Annotated in this window: 14 protein-coding genes; 6 read left to right on the top strand and 8 right to left on the bottom strand. The window is 55.8% G+C overall.

Annotation, left to right across the window (positions count from 1 at the left end; genetic code table 11):
- The first annotated feature begins 91 nt into the window (after window positions 1-91).
- A complete protein-coding gene (mfd, locus tag E5C26_RS10100; protein ID WP_135316171.1) occupies window positions 92-3,574 on the top strand; it encodes a transcription-repair coupling factor in 3,483 nt (1,160 codons plus the stop codon).
- Window positions 3,575-3,597: 23 nt separating this feature from the next.
- On the opposite strand, the gene E5C26_RS10095 is transcribed toward mfd, so the two are convergent.
- Entirely contained in the window at window positions 3,598-4,707 is a 1,110-nt protein-coding gene (locus E5C26_RS10095) for a GGDEF domain-containing protein (RefSeq protein ID WP_135316170.1), read from the bottom strand.
- Window positions 4,708-4,906: 199 nt separating this feature from the next.
- On the opposite strand from E5C26_RS10095, the gene E5C26_RS10090 reads away from it, so the two are divergent.
- Both E5C26_RS10090 and dauA read left to right on the top strand, forming a co-directional pair.
- Window positions 4,907-5,392 carry a heme-degrading domain-containing protein gene (locus tag E5C26_RS10090; protein ID WP_135316169.1) on the top strand — a complete coding sequence of 162 codons (486 nt, stop codon included), beginning with the start codon at window positions 4,907-4,909 and terminating at the stop codon, window positions 5,390-5,392.
- A 230-nt stretch (window positions 5,393-5,622) separates the two neighbouring features.
- Window positions 5,623-7,311: a C4-dicarboxylic acid transporter DauA gene (gene dauA, locus E5C26_RS10085; RefSeq protein WP_135316168.1), complete on the top strand. Its 1,689-nt coding sequence runs from the start codon at window positions 5,623-5,625 to the stop codon at window positions 7,309-7,311.
- A 186-nt stretch (window positions 7,312-7,497) separates the two neighbouring features.
- On the opposite strand, the gene kdsA is transcribed toward dauA, so the two are convergent.
- From kdsA to hemA, 6 genes are read right to left on the bottom strand one after another with little or no spacing between them, the layout of a single operon-like run.
- Entirely contained in the window at window positions 7,498-8,352 is an 855-nt protein-coding gene (gene kdsA / locus E5C26_RS10080; RefSeq protein ID WP_012006418.1) for a 3-deoxy-8-phosphooctulonate synthase, read from the bottom strand.
- 33 nt (window positions 8,353-8,385) lie between these two features.
- Window positions 8,386-9,195 carry an invasion regulator SirB1 gene (gene sirB1 / locus E5C26_RS10075; RefSeq protein WP_085116314.1) on the bottom strand — a complete coding sequence of 270 codons (810 nt, stop codon included), beginning with the start codon at window positions 9,193-9,195 and terminating at the stop codon, window positions 8,386-8,388.
- Window positions 9,192-9,590: a SirB2 family protein gene (locus tag E5C26_RS10070; RefSeq protein ID WP_135316167.1), complete on the bottom strand. Its 399-nt coding sequence runs from the start codon at window positions 9,588-9,590 to the stop codon at window positions 9,192-9,194. Before E5C26_RS10070 ends, sirB1 begins: the two co-directional genes overlap by 4 nt.
- A gap of 51 nt (window positions 9,591-9,641) precedes the next feature.
- The gene (gene prmC, locus E5C26_RS10065; protein WP_135316166.1) at window positions 9,642-10,478 is read right to left on the bottom strand and encodes a peptide chain release factor N(5)-glutamine methyltransferase; all 837 of its coding nucleotides are present in this window, start codon (window positions 10,476-10,478) and stop codon (window positions 9,642-9,644) included.
- A complete protein-coding gene (prfA, locus tag E5C26_RS10060) occupies window positions 10,478-11,563 on the bottom strand; it encodes a peptide chain release factor 1 (RefSeq protein ID WP_012006414.1) in 1,086 nt (361 codons plus the stop codon). The genes prmC and prfA overlap by 1 nt, the downstream gene beginning before the upstream one ends.
- Window positions 11,564-11,596: 33 nt before the next feature.
- Complete coding sequence (hemA, locus tag E5C26_RS10055) at window positions 11,597-12,859, bottom strand: glutamyl-tRNA reductase (RefSeq protein ID WP_135316165.1); 1,263 nt, start codon at window positions 12,857-12,859, stop codon at window positions 11,597-11,599.
- 500 nt (window positions 12,860-13,359) lie between these two features.
- Here hemA and lolB point away from each other — a divergent pair, with 500 nt between their 5' ends.
- From lolB to prs, 3 genes are all read left to right on the top strand, one after another.
- Entirely contained in the window at window positions 13,360-13,983 is a 624-nt protein-coding gene (gene lolB, locus E5C26_RS10050; RefSeq protein WP_135316164.1) for a lipoprotein insertase outer membrane protein LolB, read from the top strand.
- Complete coding sequence (ispE, locus tag E5C26_RS10045) at window positions 13,980-14,846, top strand: 4-(cytidine 5'-diphospho)-2-C-methyl-D-erythritol kinase (protein WP_135316163.1); 867 nt, start codon at window positions 13,980-13,982, stop codon at window positions 14,844-14,846. The genes lolB and ispE overlap by 4 nt, the downstream gene beginning before the upstream one ends.
- 172 nt (window positions 14,847-15,018) lie before the next feature.
- Window positions 15,019-15,966 (top strand): ribose-phosphate diphosphokinase, encoded by a 948-nt coding sequence (gene prs, locus E5C26_RS10040; RefSeq protein WP_012006410.1) that lies wholly within the window; start codon window positions 15,019-15,021, stop codon window positions 15,964-15,966.
- A gap of 185 nt (window positions 15,967-16,151) precedes the next feature.
- Here prs and ychH read toward each other — a convergent pair whose 3' ends face one another.
- Window positions 16,152-16,430 (bottom strand): stress-induced protein YchH, encoded by a 279-nt coding sequence (ychH, locus tag E5C26_RS10035; RefSeq protein WP_135316162.1) that lies wholly within the window; start codon window positions 16,428-16,430, stop codon window positions 16,152-16,154.
- Window positions 16,431-16,598 lie beyond the last annotated feature (168 nt).

Genomic DNA, 16,598 nt, shown 5'->3' with positions numbered 1-16,598 from the left:
GTTTACTGCCCAGTGGGCTAGTATTACCGGGTAAAGGCGCAGCGTGATTTGTGCCAGGGCGAAATTTAACACATTGATTAAAGATACCTTCATGAGCATCTCCGATAACCGTAACCGTTCTGCTTCTTCTTCATCCTCCCGTTATTCCCTGCCTGAGCGCGCGGGCGATTTGCGCCAGTTGGGGCAACTGACCGGCTCGGCCTGTGCCGTGGAATGCGCCGAGATTGTCGAACGTCACAACGGGCCGGTGATGCTGATCGCCCCGGACATGCAAAATGCCCTGCGTCTGCGCGACGAAATTCAGCAATTTACCGATCAAATGGTCACCACGCTGTCCGACTGGGAAACCCTGCCTTACGACAGCTTCTCGCCGCATCAGGAGATCATCTCCGCCCGGCTGTCGAGCCTGTACCATCTGCCGACCATGGTGCGCGGCGTGATCATTTTGCCGGTCAATACCCTGATGCAGCGCGTTTGCCCACACGAATTCCTGCACGGTCACGCGCTGGTGATGAAAAAAGGCCAGCGTCTGTCGCGCGACAAGCTGCGCGCCCAACTGGAGCAGGCCGGTTACCGCAGCGTCGATCAGGTAATGGAACACGGTGAGTTCGCCACCCGTGGTGCGCTGCTTGATCTGTTCCCGATGGGCAGCGAAGAACCTTACCGCATCGATTTCTTTGATGACGAGATAGACAGCCTGCGCACCTTTGATGTCGACAATCAGCGCACGCTCAGCGAAGTCGATGCCATCAACCTGCTGCCGGCCCATGAGTTTCCAACCGACAAAAATGCCATCGAGCTGTTCCGCAGCCAGTGGCGTGAGCAATTTGAGGTGCGCCGCGACGCCGAACATATTTATCAACAGGTCAGCAAAGGTACCTGGCCGGCCGGTATCGAATACTGGCAGCCGCTGTTTTTCAGCCAACCACTGCCTTCGTTGTTCAGTTATCTGCCGGACAACACGCTGATCGTCAATACCGGTAATCTGGAGAGCGCCGCCGAACGCTTCTGGCAGGACGTCAACCAGCGCTACGAGAGCCGCCGCGTCGATCCTATGCGTCCGCTGCTGGCACCGGACAGCCTGTGGTTACGGGTTGATGCGCTGTTTGGTGAACTGAAAGCCTGGCCGCGCATGGCGCTGAAAACCGAAGAACTGCCTGCCAAAGCCGGTAACACCAATCTGGATTACCGCGCGCTGCCGGATCTGGCGGTACAAGCCCAGCAGAAAGCGCCGCTGGACAATCTGCGCCACTTTATTGAAAGCTTTGACGGCAGCGTCATTTTCTCGGTCGAAAGCGAAGGCCGCCGCGAAACGCTGCAGGACTTGCTCGGCCGCATCAAACTCCGTCCTTCGCTGATCCAGCATCTCGATCAGGCCGAGGCGACGGGCCGCTACATGATGGTCGGTGCCTCCGAGCGCGGTTTCCTCGACGGTATGCGCAACCGGGCCTTGATCTGCGAAAGCGACCTGCTCGGCGAGCGCGTCAGTCGCCGTCGGCAAGATAACCGTCGCACCATCAATACCGATGTTCTGATCCGCAATCTGGCGGAGCTGCACCCCGGCCAGCCGGTGGTGCATCTGGAACACGGCGTTGGCCGTTACGTTGGCCTGACCACGCTGGAAGCCGGTGGCATCAAGGCCGAGTACCTGATCCTGTCCTACGCCGGTGAAGACAAGCTCTACGTGCCGGTCTCTTCGCTGCATCTGATCAGCCGTTATGCCGGTGGGGCGGACGAAAACGCGCCGCTGCACAAACTGGGCGGTGATGCCTGGTCGCGGGCCCGGCAAAAAGCCGCCGAGCGGGTGCGTGACGTGGCGGCGGAACTGCTGGATATCTACGCCCAGCGCGCCGCCAAAACCGGCTTTGCCTTTAAACATGACCGCGAACAGTATCAACTGTTCTGCCAGGCCTTCCCGTTTGAGACCACCCCGGACCAGGAGCAGGCGATTAACGCCGTGCTGAGCGACATGTGCCAGCCACTGGCCATGGACCGTCTGGTATGTGGCGACGTCGGCTTCGGCAAAACCGAAGTAGCGATGCGCGCCGCCTTCCTGGCGGTGGAGAACGGCAAACAGGTCGCGGTACTGGTGCCAACCACCCTGCTGGCACAGCAGCATTTCGACAATTTCCGTGATCGCTTCGCCACCTGGCCGATCCGCATTGAGATGATGTCGCGCTTCCGCAGTGCCAAGGAACAACAACAGGTGATGGACGATGCCGTCGACGGCAAAGTGGATATCATCATCGGCACCCACAAACTGCTGCAGAGCGATCTGCGCTGGAAAGATCTGGGGCTGCTGATCGTCGATGAAGAACACCGATTTGGCGTGCGCCACAAAGAACGCATCAAAGCGATGCGTGCCGATGTGGATATCCTGACGCTGACTGCGACGCCGATCCCGCGAACCCTGAATATGGCCATGAGCGGCATGCGCGACCTGTCGATTATTGCCACCCCACCGGCCCGCCGTCTGGCGGTAAAAACCTTTGTCCGCGAGTACGACAGCCTGGTGGTACGTGAGGCGATCCTGCGTGAAGTGCTGCGTGGCGGCCAGGTTTACTACCTGTACAACGACGTTGAAAACATCGAAAAAGCCGCAGCAAAACTGGCGGAGTTGGTGCCGGAAGCGCGTATTGCCATCGGCCACGGTCAAATGCGCGAACGCGATCTGGAACGGGTGATGAACGACTTCCACCACCAGCGCTTTAACGTACTGGTCTGCACCACCATTATCGAAACCGGCATCGACATTCCCAGCGCCAATACCATTATCATCGAGCGTGCCGATCGCTTCGGGCTGGCGCAGCTACACCAGTTACGTGGCCGCGTCGGACGTTCGCACCATCAGGCCTACGCCTATCTGCTGACGCCGCCCCCGAAAGCCATGAGCACCGACGCGCATAAACGCCTGGAAGCCATAGCATCACTGGAAGATCTGGGTGCCGGCTTTGCCCTGGCCACCCACGATCTGGAGATCCGTGGCGCAGGCGAACTGCTCGGTGAAGATCAGAGTGGCCAGATGACCACCGTCGGTTTCTCGCTGTATATGGAACTGCTGGAAAGCGCGGTGGATGCACTGAAAAACGGACGCGAGCCTTCGCTGGAAGATCTCACCAGCAACCAGACCGAAGTGGAGCTGCGCATGCCGGCCCTGCTGCCGGACGATTACATTCCAGACGTCAATACTCGCCTGTCGTTCTATAAACGCATCGCCAGCGCGAAAAACGACGGTGAACTGGAAGAGTTGAAGGTGGAGCTGATTGACCGCTTTGGCCTGCTGCCGGATCCGGCGCGCAACCTGTTGCAAAGCGCGGCGCTGCGTCAACATGCACAGTTACTTGGCATCAAGCGCATCGAAGGTAATGAACGTGGTGGGTTCATTGAGTTTGGCGAAAAAAACAAGGTCGACCCAGGCTATTTAATTGGGCTGTTGCAAAGCAATCCGCAGATCTATCGCCTGGACGGGCCGAGCAAGCTGAAATTTATGCTGGACCTGACCGATCGCCAGAAACGCCTGAAGTTTACCGAAGAACTGCTGACCGCATTCCGCGAGCATACGCTGGCAGCCTAAGCCAATAACCCCTTCTGAGTTCGTCAGGAGGGGTTATTGTTCCGAAAGCCGGCCCCCAGGGGCGAAAGGGGCATCAATCGGCTGCAAACCACCCGGTTTTTCCCCTCGCGTTTGGCTTGATATAGCGCTTCGTCCGTCATCTCTATCGCTTTATCTACCGCCATGCCCGGCAAATACAGTGAGGCACCGATAGAAACGGTGATCTGGGTCTCGTGTCCTTCATCAAGCAAAAATACCGTTGTCTCCACGCTGCGACGAATGCGTTCCGCCACCCCACCGATAATCTTCGGATCATAGCTGGCGGTAATCACCATAAACTCCTCACCGCCATAACGACCGACAAAATCTTCGCTGCGCACGCTGTTTTGCAACAGCTGTCCCATCTGGGTCAGCAACAGATCCCCGGCCAAATGACCATAGGTATCATTGATACGCTTGAAATTATCCAGATCGAGGATCATCAACCCGCAAGAACGTCGTTCGGCATGTTGCAACATCAGGCGGTAATCCACGCTGGCGCGGTTACTGATATGGGTAAGGCTGTCGGTGGTGGCCTTATCGCGCATCGAGAAATAGGCATGGATATGCCGCTCTTTGAAGTTCAGCGCATGGTAGCAAATCGCCAGGCACAGGGCGGAAATGGCCTGATACAGCAACACATCCAGCCACAAGGTACGCATATCGACCAAAAACCAGACCACGGCAATACGGTATAGCGCAATCAAGCCGATGGTCAGATAGAACACCCGGTTCGACTTTCTCAGCCAGACCCGCGACAGCAGCAACGGAAGGATGATCGAGCCGATAAACAGGTTATCGACGGTCAACCCGCCGCTCACTGCCAACAACATCAGATAACAGGCCATGCCACTGAGTGCGCCGCCAAAAAACACCACCAATATCATTGGGATCATGACGAAGCTGTAATGCACATTATCGATCAGTTCCAGCCGATCCTGATTCAGAAACAGTATCGCCAGCCCGGCCAACAAGCCGAACAGCAGGCGTTTCCATCCTTCGGACTGATAGGAAAAGGGGGCATTTTTGCTAAGAGCAAAATAGCTGACCGACAGTGTGGCGTAAGTAATGCAAGCGTCACCGTATAAGGTGGGAATTGACGCAACGTAAGTCATATATATTCGCTATGCTCCGCGGAAATACAGGGTGATTAAGCAATAAATTTTGAGCACCAATCCCTGTCTCATCCATTCCGGCATGGAACATATTACTCAGATTAATAATAGATTAGCAGTTCTATGATATTTCCAAGGTATCTATCCCACCTGCCCGGTTCAGGATAATCTGTGATTCACCTTGAGAGGAGCGACAACCATGAATATCGATGATGATTTGCAAGCGCTAACCAAACAGGAAGCGACGTTGACCTTCAGTCACTTTGACCATAATACCGCCTGGGAACTGGGATCGGCGCTGAAATCTGCCGCAGAACAAGGCCGCCTTTCCATCGCCATCGAGATCCAGCTTGCGGGACAGACACTGTTTTATTATGCCATGCCCGGCACCACGCCTGATATTGCGGACTGGGTGCGGCGTAAACGTAACGTGGTGAATCACTTCCACAAAAGTTCTTACGCTATCGGCCTGCGTCTGCAACAGCGCCAATCAACGCTGGAAGAACGCTATGGGTTGAGTGTACGTGATTACTCGGCGCACGGCGGTGCCTTTCCGATTCATTTAGCCGGACTGGGTTGCATCGGCACCATCAGCATTTCCGGCTCGCCACAGCTGGAGGATCACAATCTGCTGGTTAGCACCCTGGCCCACTTTCTCGGCTTATCCCTGCCGGCAGTGCATTAAGCGATAAAACCCACGCTATTCTCTTTAGGCTGGTCGCCAAAGTCGCGACCAGCCTGCCGTCTGATATTGATTGCCGTTTTGAAAGAGTCTACTTTCATTTTCCCGCAGCGCATTGATGTATATCTAGGAATCACCGCCACAACTGGCGTATGGTGTCTGTCAGCTATTCGAGACGGACCGCAACCGGCCCGCCATTCCGTTCTCTTTTATAGACTTGGTTTACACTCCAGATGAAAACGCATGAAATTAACGGCATTCGGCCGTTCAGCGCCCTGATTGATGCCTGTTGGCGAGATCCCTATTCCCTGCAACGCCTGCTAAAAGACGCCATCGCCGGCGTTACCGTTGGCATCATTGCCATCCCCCTGGCGATGGCGCTGGCCATTGCCAGCGGCGTTCCTCCTCAATATGGGTTGTACACGTCGGCGGTCGCCGGGATTGTGATCGCCATTAGCGGCGGTTCGCGCTACAGCGTTTCCGGGCCTACCGCCGCCTTCGTAGTGATCCTGTATCCGGTTTCACAGCAGTTTGGCCTCTCGGGCCTGTTGATCGCCACCCTGCTTTCCGGGCTGTTTTTGGTGCTCATGGGGTTGGCACGTTTCGGCCGGTTGATTGAATATATTCCCCTGTCGGTGACGCTGGGCTTTACCTCCGGTATTGCCATTACCATCGCCACCATGCAGGTGAAGGACTTCTTCGGTCTGCAACTGGCAGAGGTGCCGGAGCACTATGTGGGAAAGGTTTACGCCCTGCTGCAGGCGCTGCCAACGCTGGATATCGGCGATACGTTGATCGGCGCGGTGACCCTGTTGATCCTGATATTTTGGCCGAAGCTTGGCCTGCGGGTACCGGGCCATTTACCGGCGTTGCTGGCAGGCACGGCGGTGATGGGCATTCTGGCGCTGTTTGACCACCCGGTGGCCACCATAGGTTCCCGCTTCAGCTACCTGCTGGCCGACGGTACCCAGGGCCAGGGCATTCCTCCCATTTTGCCGCAGTTGATGCTGCCGTGGGATCTGCCGGCCGGTGACGGCAAGCCAATGGCGCTGAGCTGGCAGACAATTTCCGCCCTGCTACCGGCGGCATTCTCCATGGCCATGCTGGGTGCGATTGAATCCCTGCTGTGTGCCGTGGTGTTGGACGGCATGACCGGCAAGAAGCACAATTCCAATACCGAACTTATCGGCCAGGGGGCAGGCAATATCATCGCTCCGTTCTTTGGCGGCATTACCGCCACTGCCGCCATTGCGCGTTCCGCAGCTAACGTGCGTGCCGGTGCCACTTCGCCGGTATCTGCCATTATCCATGCGTTGCTGGTGCTGCTGGCGCTGCTGGTGCTGGCCCCCTGGCTGTCCTGGTTGCCGCTGGCGGCCATGGCGTCGCTGCTGCTGATGGTCGCCTGGAATATGAGTGAAGCCCATAAGGTGGTTTATCTGCTGCGGCGGGCACCGAAGGACGACATTCTGGTGATGCTGCTGTGCCTGTCGTTAACGGTGCTGTTTGATATGGTTATCGCCATTACCGTAGGCATAGTGCTGGCTTCGCTGCTGTTTATGCGCCGCATTGCGCGCATGACACGTTTGAGCGAACTGAGCGCCGAAAATGGCCGCCTGGTGCTGCGGGTGAACGGTCCATTATTCTTCGCCGCCGCCGAACGCATTTTTAACGAGTTGCTGGTGCGCAGTGAAAGTTATGATGTAATTATCTTGCAGTGGGATGCGGTGCCGGTGCTGGACGCCGGTGGCCTGGATGCCCTGCAGCGCTTTATCGAAGCCCTGCCGCCCGGCAAGCAATTGGCGATCACCGATATGCCGTTCCAGCCGTTGAAAACGCTGGCACGAGCGCGGGTGCAGCCGATTGAGGGGAAACTGCATTTCTATGCAACGCTACCCGAAGCCCTGGCCGCGCTAGACGCCTAAAAAACTAAAGCCCGACAAGTCGGGCTTTAGGTTGCTGACAAACCCGCATAAGGGTTGAATCGGTAGGGGTCGAACATGTTCGACCCGATTTAACTCGTTGATTATGCTATAGGGCGCAGCATGCAGCGCCCCTACCATTAAACAACAGAGCTCTTTATCAACCGTCTGCGAGTTTGCGTATCGCACTTAGTTGCTGGTATCTAGCTCTGGGAAGCTCTTCACCAGATCGTCGATGGCTTTCATCTGCACCAGGAACGGCTCCAGCTTGTCCAGCGGCAACGCGGACGGGCCATCACACTTGGCGCTGTTCGGCTCTGGGTGCGCTTCAATAAACAGCCCAGCCAGGCCAACCGCCATACCGGCACGTGCCAGTTCGGCAACCTGTGCACGACGGCCGCCGGATGCGGCACCAAACGGATCACGGGTCTGCAGGGCGTGGGTCACGTCGAAGATCACCGGATGACCACCAGTGGCATTTTTCATCACGTTGATACCCAGCATGTCGACCACCAGGTTATCGTAACCAAAGTTGCTGCCGCGATCGCACAAGATCACCTGATCGTTACCGCCTTCCTTGAACTTGTCGACGATATTGCCCATTTGGCCCGGGCTGACGAACTGGGGTTTCTTAACGTTGATTACCGCACCGGTTTTCGCCATCGCTTCTACCAGATCGGTTTGGCGAGCCAGGAATGCCGGCAGCTGGATCACGTCAACCACTTCGGAAACCGGCTGCGCCTGTGAGGCTTCATGTACGTCGGTGATGGTTTTCACGCCGAAGGTCTTTTTGATTTCTTCGAAGATCTTCATCCCTTCTTCCAGGCCCGGACCACGGTACGAGTGGATGGAAGAACGGTTGGCTTTATCAAAAGAGGCTTTAAAAACGTAAGGGATGCCCAGTTTTTGCGTCACGGTGACGTAGTGTTCGCAAATGCGCATCGCCAAATCGCGCGATTCCAGCACGTTCATACCGCCAAACAGCACAAACGGCAGATCGTTCGCTACGTTGATGTCACCAATGCTAACCACTTTCTGTTTCATGCTTTCGCCTTTGTTGATGTTAAATCAAATGAATTAATGCAGCGTGACCTGTTTCGGTTCAATCGAGTGGATCTGTACTTTGATCACTTCGCTGACCGGATCTTCAGGACACTGTTCGACAAAATAATTGAGATCGGAAATAGCAATATGGTTGCATTCCAATTGGGCGTAAATCAGCCCACGGTCACGGATTTCGTACGGGTCATCCGGATCGAAGCACAGCACCGTTTCGCTGGCGCGCAACGCCATTTCCATCTGTTTTTCTTCCATCAGGGCGGCTTTCAGCGTATCCAACATCTTACGCACCACCATGACGTTTTCTGACTCATCGAGATCGTCATCTTCCAACTCGGCGCCCAGACCCAGGTTGCCCTTGATCCACACCTCCAGTTGATGCTCGTTTAGCGTCTCACCGTTCAACGGGTTGATCAGCCACATCTCTTCATCCAGCCAGTCTGCCCGCAGGATCAACTGGGTGGGGAAAATTACCGGCAGCAGCGGTAAATCCAGATGCGCGGCAATGTGCAGGAAAATGGTGCCGAGTGAAACTGGCGTGCCCTGCCGCCCTTCCAGCACCTTGTCGAGCCAAATCGCGTCGGACAGACGATACACGCCGCCGGCACCGCCAAAACCCCAGGTTTTGAAAAACAGTTCAATGAGTGCGTCCAGTTGCTGTTCCTGGCTGAGATCCTTTGGCATCGCCGCACGTGCGTCGTCCACCAGTTGCTGCAGCTTACGTTCGACTTCGGCGGTAGGGAAATCACGCCGCACGGACTGCGATACCAGGATCACGCCCGCGCTCAGCAGCGCGGTGTTAAATTCAAAATCAGCAATGCTACTCATAAGTATCCCATCAGAAACGGTATTTTCGTCGTGGCAAGTTTAATTATCAGGTACAGACAGCCCAACGCCAGCACAAACGCCAGGGTGCGCAGGTTCTTACTTTTGGTCTTTTTGCCCAATGCGACGTAGCCAAGCAGGATATAGATAATAACGCCAAACAGCTTCTCGGTCAGCCACGAGTCCATACCCAGCAGCGGGTAAAACTTGAACATCACCACCAACGCGATACCACTGGCGAACAGTACCGTATCATTTATGTGCGGCGTTATCTTCACCCAGCGCTTGTTCATCATCGCCGAGTCTCGCCATTTCCAGAAAAATCGCAACACAAACAGGACAATACTGATGGTGACTGTCAACAGGTGCAAATGTTTTAACGCTGAGTAGACTGCCATATTGCTTCCTTTTGTTTATTCGCTGTGTGCTTTGTTTTTGTTAGTTCTCAGTTACTGCTGCGGCCATTGGCCAAAAGTCACGCGATCGTTATCACCGTAGTCACGGCGGGTAGCGATCGAAATAAAACCGGCGGCCTGCAGCAATGCGCGCACGCTCTCGCCCTGTTGCCAACCGTGCTCCAGCAACAGCCAGCCCTGTGGCAGCAGATACTGCGGTGCCTGCTGCACAATAGCGGACAAATCCGCTAACCCGTGCTGCTGCGCGACCAGTGCGCTGCTGGGTTCAAAACGGACGTCGCCCTGCGCCAGATGCGGGTCGGCGGCGTCGATGTACGGAGGATTGCTGGCGATCAGGGCGAAAGTTTGGCCGACCAGCGGCGCAAACCAACTGCCCTGAAGAAATTGAGCGTTGCCAATCGCCAGCTTCTGCGCATTATGCTGCGCCAGCGCTACGGCTTCAGGCTGTAAATCAACGCCGGTCACCGTGCAGTCCGGGCGTTCGCTGGCCAGCGCCAACGCAATGGCACCGGTGCCGGTGCCAAGATCGAGGATATTGCAAGCGGATGACGGCAGGCGCTCCAGAGCCAGTTCCACCAGGCATTCGGTGTCCGGACGCGGGATCAGCGTAGCTGGCGAGACCGACAGCGGCAGCGACCAAAACTCGCGTTCACCAATCAGATAAGCCACAGGTTCGCCACGTTCGCGGCGCACCAGCAGCCTTTCCAACTGTTCTTGCTGTTGCTGCGTCAGCAAAGTTTCGCCAAACGCCATCAGGAAGGTTCTGGCCCGGCCGGTCACGAAACCCAACAGGATTTCCGCGTCACGCCGGGCACTGTCACTCTGCGTCAACCGGGCAACTGCCGCCTTCAGCCAGGATTGATAATCCATTACTCTGGCTCAGCGGACAGCGCGGCGAGCTGGTCAGCCTGATATTCCTGCACAATCGGTTGGATAAGCATGTCCAACTTGCCTTCCATCACTTCATCCAGACGGTACAAAGTCAGGTTGATGCGGTGGTCGGTCACGCGCCCCTGTGGGAAGTTGTAGGTGCGGTTGCGATCGGAACGGTCACCGGTGCCCAACAGATTACGACGGGTTGATGCCTCGGCCTGCTGGCGTTTGGCCATTTCGGCAGCACGGATACGCGCCCCCAGCACCGACATCGCCTTGGCTTTGTTCTTGTGCTGTGAACGTTCGTCCTGACACTCCACCACGATGCCGGTTGGCAAGTGGGTGATACGGATCGCCGAGTCGGTGGTGTTAACGTGCTGGCCACCGGCACCGGAGGAACGGAAAGTATCGATTTTCAGATCGCCGGCATTGATCTCCGGCAGTTCGGCTTCCGGCACCGCCGGCATCACTGCCACGGTACAGGCAGAGGTATGAATACGCCCCTGCGACTCGGTTTCCGGTACGCGCTGCACGCGGTGGCCGCCAGACTCAAACTTCAGTTGGCCGAAAACGCCGTCGCCAGACACCTTGGCAATCACTTCTTTATAGCCGCCGTGTTCGCCTTCGTTGGCACTCATGATCTCGACGCGCCAGCGACGCGTTTCGGCATAGCGGCTGTACATACGGAACAGATCGCCGGCGAAAATCGCCGCTTCGTCACCGCCGGTACCGGCACGCACTTCCAGGAAGCAATCGCGCTCATCATCCGGATCTTTCGGCAACAGCAGCACTTGTAACTGCTGCTCCAGCTCTTCCGTTGCCGCCTTGGCGTCTTTCAACTCTTCCTGCGCCATTTCGCGCATTTCCGGGTCATCCAGCATCATTTCTGCGGTGGCCAGATCGTCTTGCACCTTACGCCATTCAAGGAAACAGCGGCTGACATCGGTCAACTGTGCATATTCGCGCGACAGCGCGCGGAACCGATCCTGCTCGGCAATAACGCCGGCATCACCGAGCAGCGCCTGCACTTCTTCATGGCGCTCTTGTAACGCTTCCAGTTTGGCAACAATAGAAGGCTTCATGCGTGGTATTAAACCCTGTTAATAAAGAGAAAACTAATGCTGATCCAGCCCGAGGCTGTCGCGTAATAATTGCAACCGCTCCACGTCGCCATCGCCGGCGGCCTGCTGGAGGGATTTGGTAGGGGCATGAATAAGGCGGTTGGTCAGCCGATGGGCCAGTTCGTGGATAACCTGCTCCACGTCCGCGCCCTGCGCAATGGCGGCCAGGGCTTTGGCTTCCATTTCCGCACGGATCTGATCGGCCTGCGAACGGTAGTCGCGGATGGTTTCCACTGCACCCTGCGAGCGCAACCAGGCCATAAAGTTGATGCTTTCCTGCTGAACGATCGACTCAGCCTGCACCGCCGCGGCCTTGCGCTGCGCCAGGTTGCTCTGAATGATGGCGTGCAGATCGTCCACGCTGTAGAGATAGGCGTTGGCCAGCTTGCCCACTTCCGGTTCGATATCGCGCGGTACGGCAATATCCACCAGCAGCATCGGCTGGTTGCGGCGCGCTTTCAGCGCTCGCTCCACCATCCCTTTACCGATGATCGGCAGCGGGCTGGCAGTAGAACTGATAATGATGTCGGCGTCCGCCAGGCGTTCGTCGATTTCCGGCAAGGTGATCACTTCTGCGCCGACTTCGTCCGCCAACAGTTGGGCACGCTCGCGGGTACGGTTGGCAATAATCATATGCCGTACTTTATGCTCGCGCAGATGACGCGCCACCAGTTCAATCGTTTCACCGGCCCCCACCAACAGGACATTCAGTTCGGCAAGGGATTCGAATATCTGGCGTGCCAGAGTACAGGCGGCAAAGGCCACCGATACCGCACTGGCACCGATTTCAGTTTCGGTACGTACGCGTTTGGCGACGGAGAAGGATTTTTGGAACAGACGCTCAAGCTCACCAGACAGTGACTGCCCGCGTTGGGATTCGGCAAAGGCTTTCTTCACCTGCCCGAGGATTTGCGGTTCACCCAGCACCAGTGAATCCAACCCGCTGGCCACGCGCATCAGGTGGCTGACGGCTTCGTTGCCGTGATGCCAGTACAGGCTTTTACTCACTTCTTCCGGGCGCAGTTGGTGGTACTCACACAGCCAGGAGACCAGCTGTTCGTGAATATGTTCCTGTTGCTCCACGCTAAGATACAGCTCGGTGCGGTTGCAGGTAGACAACACGACACCGCCCTGCACCAACGGTTGTTGGAGCAAGCTGGTTAGCGCCTGTTCGATAGACTCTGGGGAGAAGGTCACCCTTTCACGCAGAGAAACCGGAGCGGTTTTGTGATTAATACCTAACGCCAGCAGGGTCATTGCTTCGAGTAATACTTCTTTTGGTACGGGTTCTCGTTGAACGGCATTCTACTTGATGCGCGGGCTCAATAAAAGGCACAACCGCATCTTCCGTCCAATCGCTGAAATAGCCAGCATCAATGAGTGATCAGTAATAAATACAGCAAGATAAAGAATAATTTGACGACATAACATACTGAATTTTAGTGCAGTCTGCGATATTCCGCACAGTATTGAGTAAAAGGATAGCCCGAATAGTGCCGCCCAACCGCCAATTCGCTCCCCACCAATACGGCTGACCGGGAGATATTGTTGTGCCCAGAGCAGCACGCTGGAGCGAGTGTGTTAATCTTATCAACGAAGACCGCACCTGGCCCCGTGCCCGAGAGCGGCGATAAAGCCGGCAAGTTTCAACGCGATGCAGCAAAAAATTGACGAACCGGCGTTGCCCCGCTAGCGTAAATACCGCTACCCAGGTCTCGCTGTGCGTGCCCGTAAGGACAAAAGGACAAGAGAAAGTTATGCCAATCCGCAAAGTTAGTTTGCTCCGCCTGATCCCGCTGGCCAGCCTGGTGCTGGCTGCCTGTACTACCACCAAGCCGACCGGCCCGGCCACCAGCCCGACGTCGCCGCAGTGGCGTGCCCACGAACAAGCGGTGCAACAGCTGGACCAGTATCAGACCCGTGGCTCTTTCGCCTACCTGTCAGACCAGAAAAAAGTCTACGCCCGCTTCTTCTGGCAACAGTATTCGCCGGATCGTTATCGCCTGCTGCTGACCAACCCGCTTGGCAGTACCGAGCTTGACCTCAACGTACAGAAAAACGTAGTGCAGTTGACGGACAACCAGGGCAAACGCTATGTCAGCGACAATGCCGAAGAGATGATCCGCAAGCTGACCGGCATGGCTATTCCGCTGGACAACCTGCGTCAGTGGATGCTCGGCCTGCCGGGTGAGGCCAGCGACTTCAAGCTCGATGACCAATATCGCCTGAACTCGCTGACCTACCAACAAGGTGGTCAGACCTGGACCGTGGATTACCAGGACTACAACGACAGCCTCAAGCCACAGTTGCCGAGCCGCCTGGAGCTGAAACAGGGTGACCAGCGCATCAAACTGAAAATGGACAATTGGACGCTTAAATGATCCGTCAGTGGCCATCACCAGCTAAACTCAATTTGTTTTTGTACATTACCGGCCAACGCGAAGACGGTTACCACCTGCTGCAAACGCTGTTCCAGTTTCTGGATTACGGCGATACGCTGACTATCGACGTACGGCAGGATGACAGCATCCATCTGCTGACCCCGGTGGCTGGCGTACCGGACGAGCAAAACCTGATCGTCCGCGCCGCACGGCTGCTGCAACAGCATTGCGATCGTCACGGCTTGAATACCGCCCCGCGCGGTGCCGACATCAGCATCGATAAACGTCTGCCGATGGGCGGAGGACTGGGTGGTGGTTCTTCCAACGCCGCCACGGTATTGGTCGCACTCAATGAACTGTGGCGCTGCGGCCTGAGCGACGACCAATTGGCGGAACTGGGGCTGGCCCTCGGTGCCGATGTTCCGGTGTTCGTTCGTGGCCATGCTGCCTTTGCCGAGGGCATTGGTGAACGTTTGCAACCTGCCAGTCCGCAGGAAAAGTGGTATCTGGTGGCCCATCCGGGTGTCAACATCCCGACCCCGGTTATTTTTGGCGATGCCGATTTAAAAAGAGACACTCCGGTTCGCCCATTAAATGTGCTGTTGCAGGCAACTTACGCAAATGATTGCGAACCAATAGCAAGAAAACGTTTTCGCGAGGTTGAACAGCTTGTTTCTTGGCTGTTAGAATACGCGCCGTCACGCCTGACTGGCACAGGTGCTTGTGTGTTTGCTGAATTCGACACAGAAACCGCCGCCCGTCAGGTGTTAAATCAAGCCCCGGAGTGGATACGTGGTTTTGTAGCGCGTGGCGTTAACGTCTCTCCACTACATCGCATTCGTTCCGGGCAGATTGAACCGTAGTTCTCGTTTCGCTGCGCAGAGTCGCTCACACCTGGCCCTGTCATCCCTGCGCCGCTGCGGTTTCAAATTGTTTTTTTACACACCCGTATGATATTGCGCCGGCGTCGCTAACAGCCCCTTAGTGAGGCCGAATGACAATATCTTCTCTGGACGCATGCCTGAGGTTCTTCTCGTGCCTGATATGAAGCTTTTTGCTGGTAACGCCACCCCGGAACTAGCACAACGTATTGCCAACCGTTTGTACACCAGCCTTGGTGACGCCGCAGTAGGTCGTTTTAGCGACGGCGAAGTGAGCGTGCAAATCAACGAAAATGTACGCGGCGGTGATATTTTCATCATCCAGTCCACCTGTGCCCCTACCAACGATAACCTGATGGAACTGGTTGTTATGGTAGATGCCCTGCGTCGCGCCTCCGCAGGTCGTATTACTGCTGTTATCCCTTATTTCGGTTATGCCCGCCAGGATCGCCGCGTGCGTTCTGCTCGTGTGCCAATCACCGCCAAAGTTGTCGCCGACTTCCTCTCCAGTGTTGGGGTTGACCGCGTCTTGACGGTAGATCTGCACGCTGAACAGATCCAGGGCTTCTTTGATGTTCCGGTAGATAACGTGTTCGGTAGCCCGATCCTGCTCGAAGACATGCTGCAACAGAATCTGGAGAACCCAATCGTGGTTTCCCCGGACATCGGCGGCGTAGTGCGCGCCCGCGCTATCGCCAAACTGTTGAACGATACCGATATGGCTATCATCGATAAACGCCGCCCACGTGCGAACGTTTCCCAGGTGATGCATATCATTGGTGACGTGGCAGGCCGTGACTGCGTGCTGGTTGACGACATGATCGACACCGGCGGTACCTTGTGCAAAGCAGCTGAAGCGTTGAAAGAACGTGGTGCCAAGCGCGTATTTGCTTACGCGACACACCCAATCTTCTCCGGTAATGCTGTGGAAAACATCAGGAACTCGGTGATTGATGAAGTGATCGTGTGCGACACCATTCCGTTGTCTGCAGAGATCAAGGCACTGAAAAACGTGCGTACTCTGACGCTGTCCGGCATGCTGGCTGAAGCCATCCGTCGTATCAGCAATGAAGAGTCAATTTCTGCGATGTTCGAGCATTAATCAGCTTTCTTTTCGGTGCGGCGCCCTGCCGTACCGGATCGATTGATTGCCCGCTGGCAGAAAAAGAAAAACCCGTTGGTGCATCAGCAGCAACGGGTTTTCTACGGGTAGTCGAACATGACCTTAGACCTGAATACGCGGCAGATCTCCTTTGCCGTTACACCTGCTCCCTTTTGTTTTTTTAATCAATGTGACGAGCGATGATTATCGTTTCGGCACCGTTTATCAAAATGTTTTATCCACCAGTAACGATCCGCCACCTGTTCACGCCCGCCGATACGCGCACCGACCAGCCATAGCAACGCACCGACGAAGATACTCATGATGGCGCCATGAGCGAAAAACTGCGGTAAATTAAATTGCGATACTTCAGCAAGAATGTTGTATCCAACGCCGACGACCATCACCACCAGTCCTAGCCCCATAAAAAAGTTACCCATTTTGTGCACGTTTCTACGTTTCATATGCCACCTCCATAGTGCCATTAGCCAACCGGGATAACTCAGTAAATGGTTAACCCACTTTGATAAGTTAAGTATAGACCCTGTCCTGGCAAGGTGATTGCGTAGGCGATCACAAATGGTAAAGAAAGCATGACAAATCTTTACTTTAAGCAATTAATTAGTTAACAA

The sequence above is a fragment of the Serratia proteamaculans genome, from assembly GCF_004684015.1.
Lineage (GTDB): Bacteria > Pseudomonadota > Gammaproteobacteria > Enterobacterales > Enterobacteriaceae > Serratia > Serratia proteamaculans_F.
Note: the sequence above shows the minus strand (reverse complement) of the source record. Positions and strands in the feature narration are given on the sequence as shown.

Excerpts from the sequence above, each read along its gene's own strand:
- E5C26_RS10070 (WP_135316167.1), bottom strand. The coding sequence starts at position 9,590 with ATGGCAGTCTACTCAGCGTTAAAACATTTGCACCTGTTGACAGTCACC.
- dauA (WP_135316168.1), top strand. The coding sequence starts at position 5,623 with ATGAAAACGCATGAAATTAACGGCATTCGGCCGTTCAGCGCCCTGATT.
- ychH (WP_135316162.1), bottom strand. The coding sequence starts at position 16,430 with ATGAAACGTAGAAACGTGCACAAAATGGGTAACTTTTTTATGGGGCTA.
- prmC (WP_135316166.1), bottom strand. The coding sequence starts at position 10,478 with ATGGATTATCAATCCTGGCTGAAGGCGGCAGTTGCCCGGTTGACGCAG.
- lolB (WP_135316164.1), top strand. The coding sequence starts at position 13,360 with ATGCCAATCCGCAAAGTTAGTTTGCTCCGCCTGATCCCGCTGGCCAGC.
- hemA (WP_135316165.1), bottom strand. The coding sequence starts at position 12,859 with ATGACCCTGCTGGCGTTAGGTATTAATCACAAAACCGCTCCGGTTTCT.
- E5C26_RS10090 (WP_135316169.1), top strand. The coding sequence starts at position 4,907 with ATGAATATCGATGATGATTTGCAAGCGCTAACCAAACAGGAAGCGACG.
- E5C26_RS10095 (WP_135316170.1), bottom strand. The coding sequence starts at position 4,707 with ATGACTTACGTTGCGTCAATTCCCACCTTATACGGTGACGCTTGCATT.
- ispE (WP_135316163.1), top strand. The coding sequence starts at position 13,980 with ATGATCCGTCAGTGGCCATCACCAGCTAAACTCAATTTGTTTTTGTAC.
- sirB1 (WP_085116314.1), bottom strand. The coding sequence starts at position 9,195 with ATGAGTAGCATTGCTGATTTTGAATTTAACACCGCGCTGCTGAGCGCG.
- prfA (WP_012006414.1), bottom strand. The coding sequence starts at position 11,563 with ATGAAGCCTTCTATTGTTGCCAAACTGGAAGCGTTACAAGAGCGCCAT.
- kdsA (WP_012006418.1), bottom strand. The coding sequence starts at position 8,352 with ATGAAACAGAAAGTGGTTAGCATTGGTGACATCAACGTAGCGAACGAT.
- mfd (WP_135316171.1), top strand. The coding sequence starts at position 92 with ATGAGCATCTCCGATAACCGTAACCGTTCTGCTTCTTCTTCATCCTCC.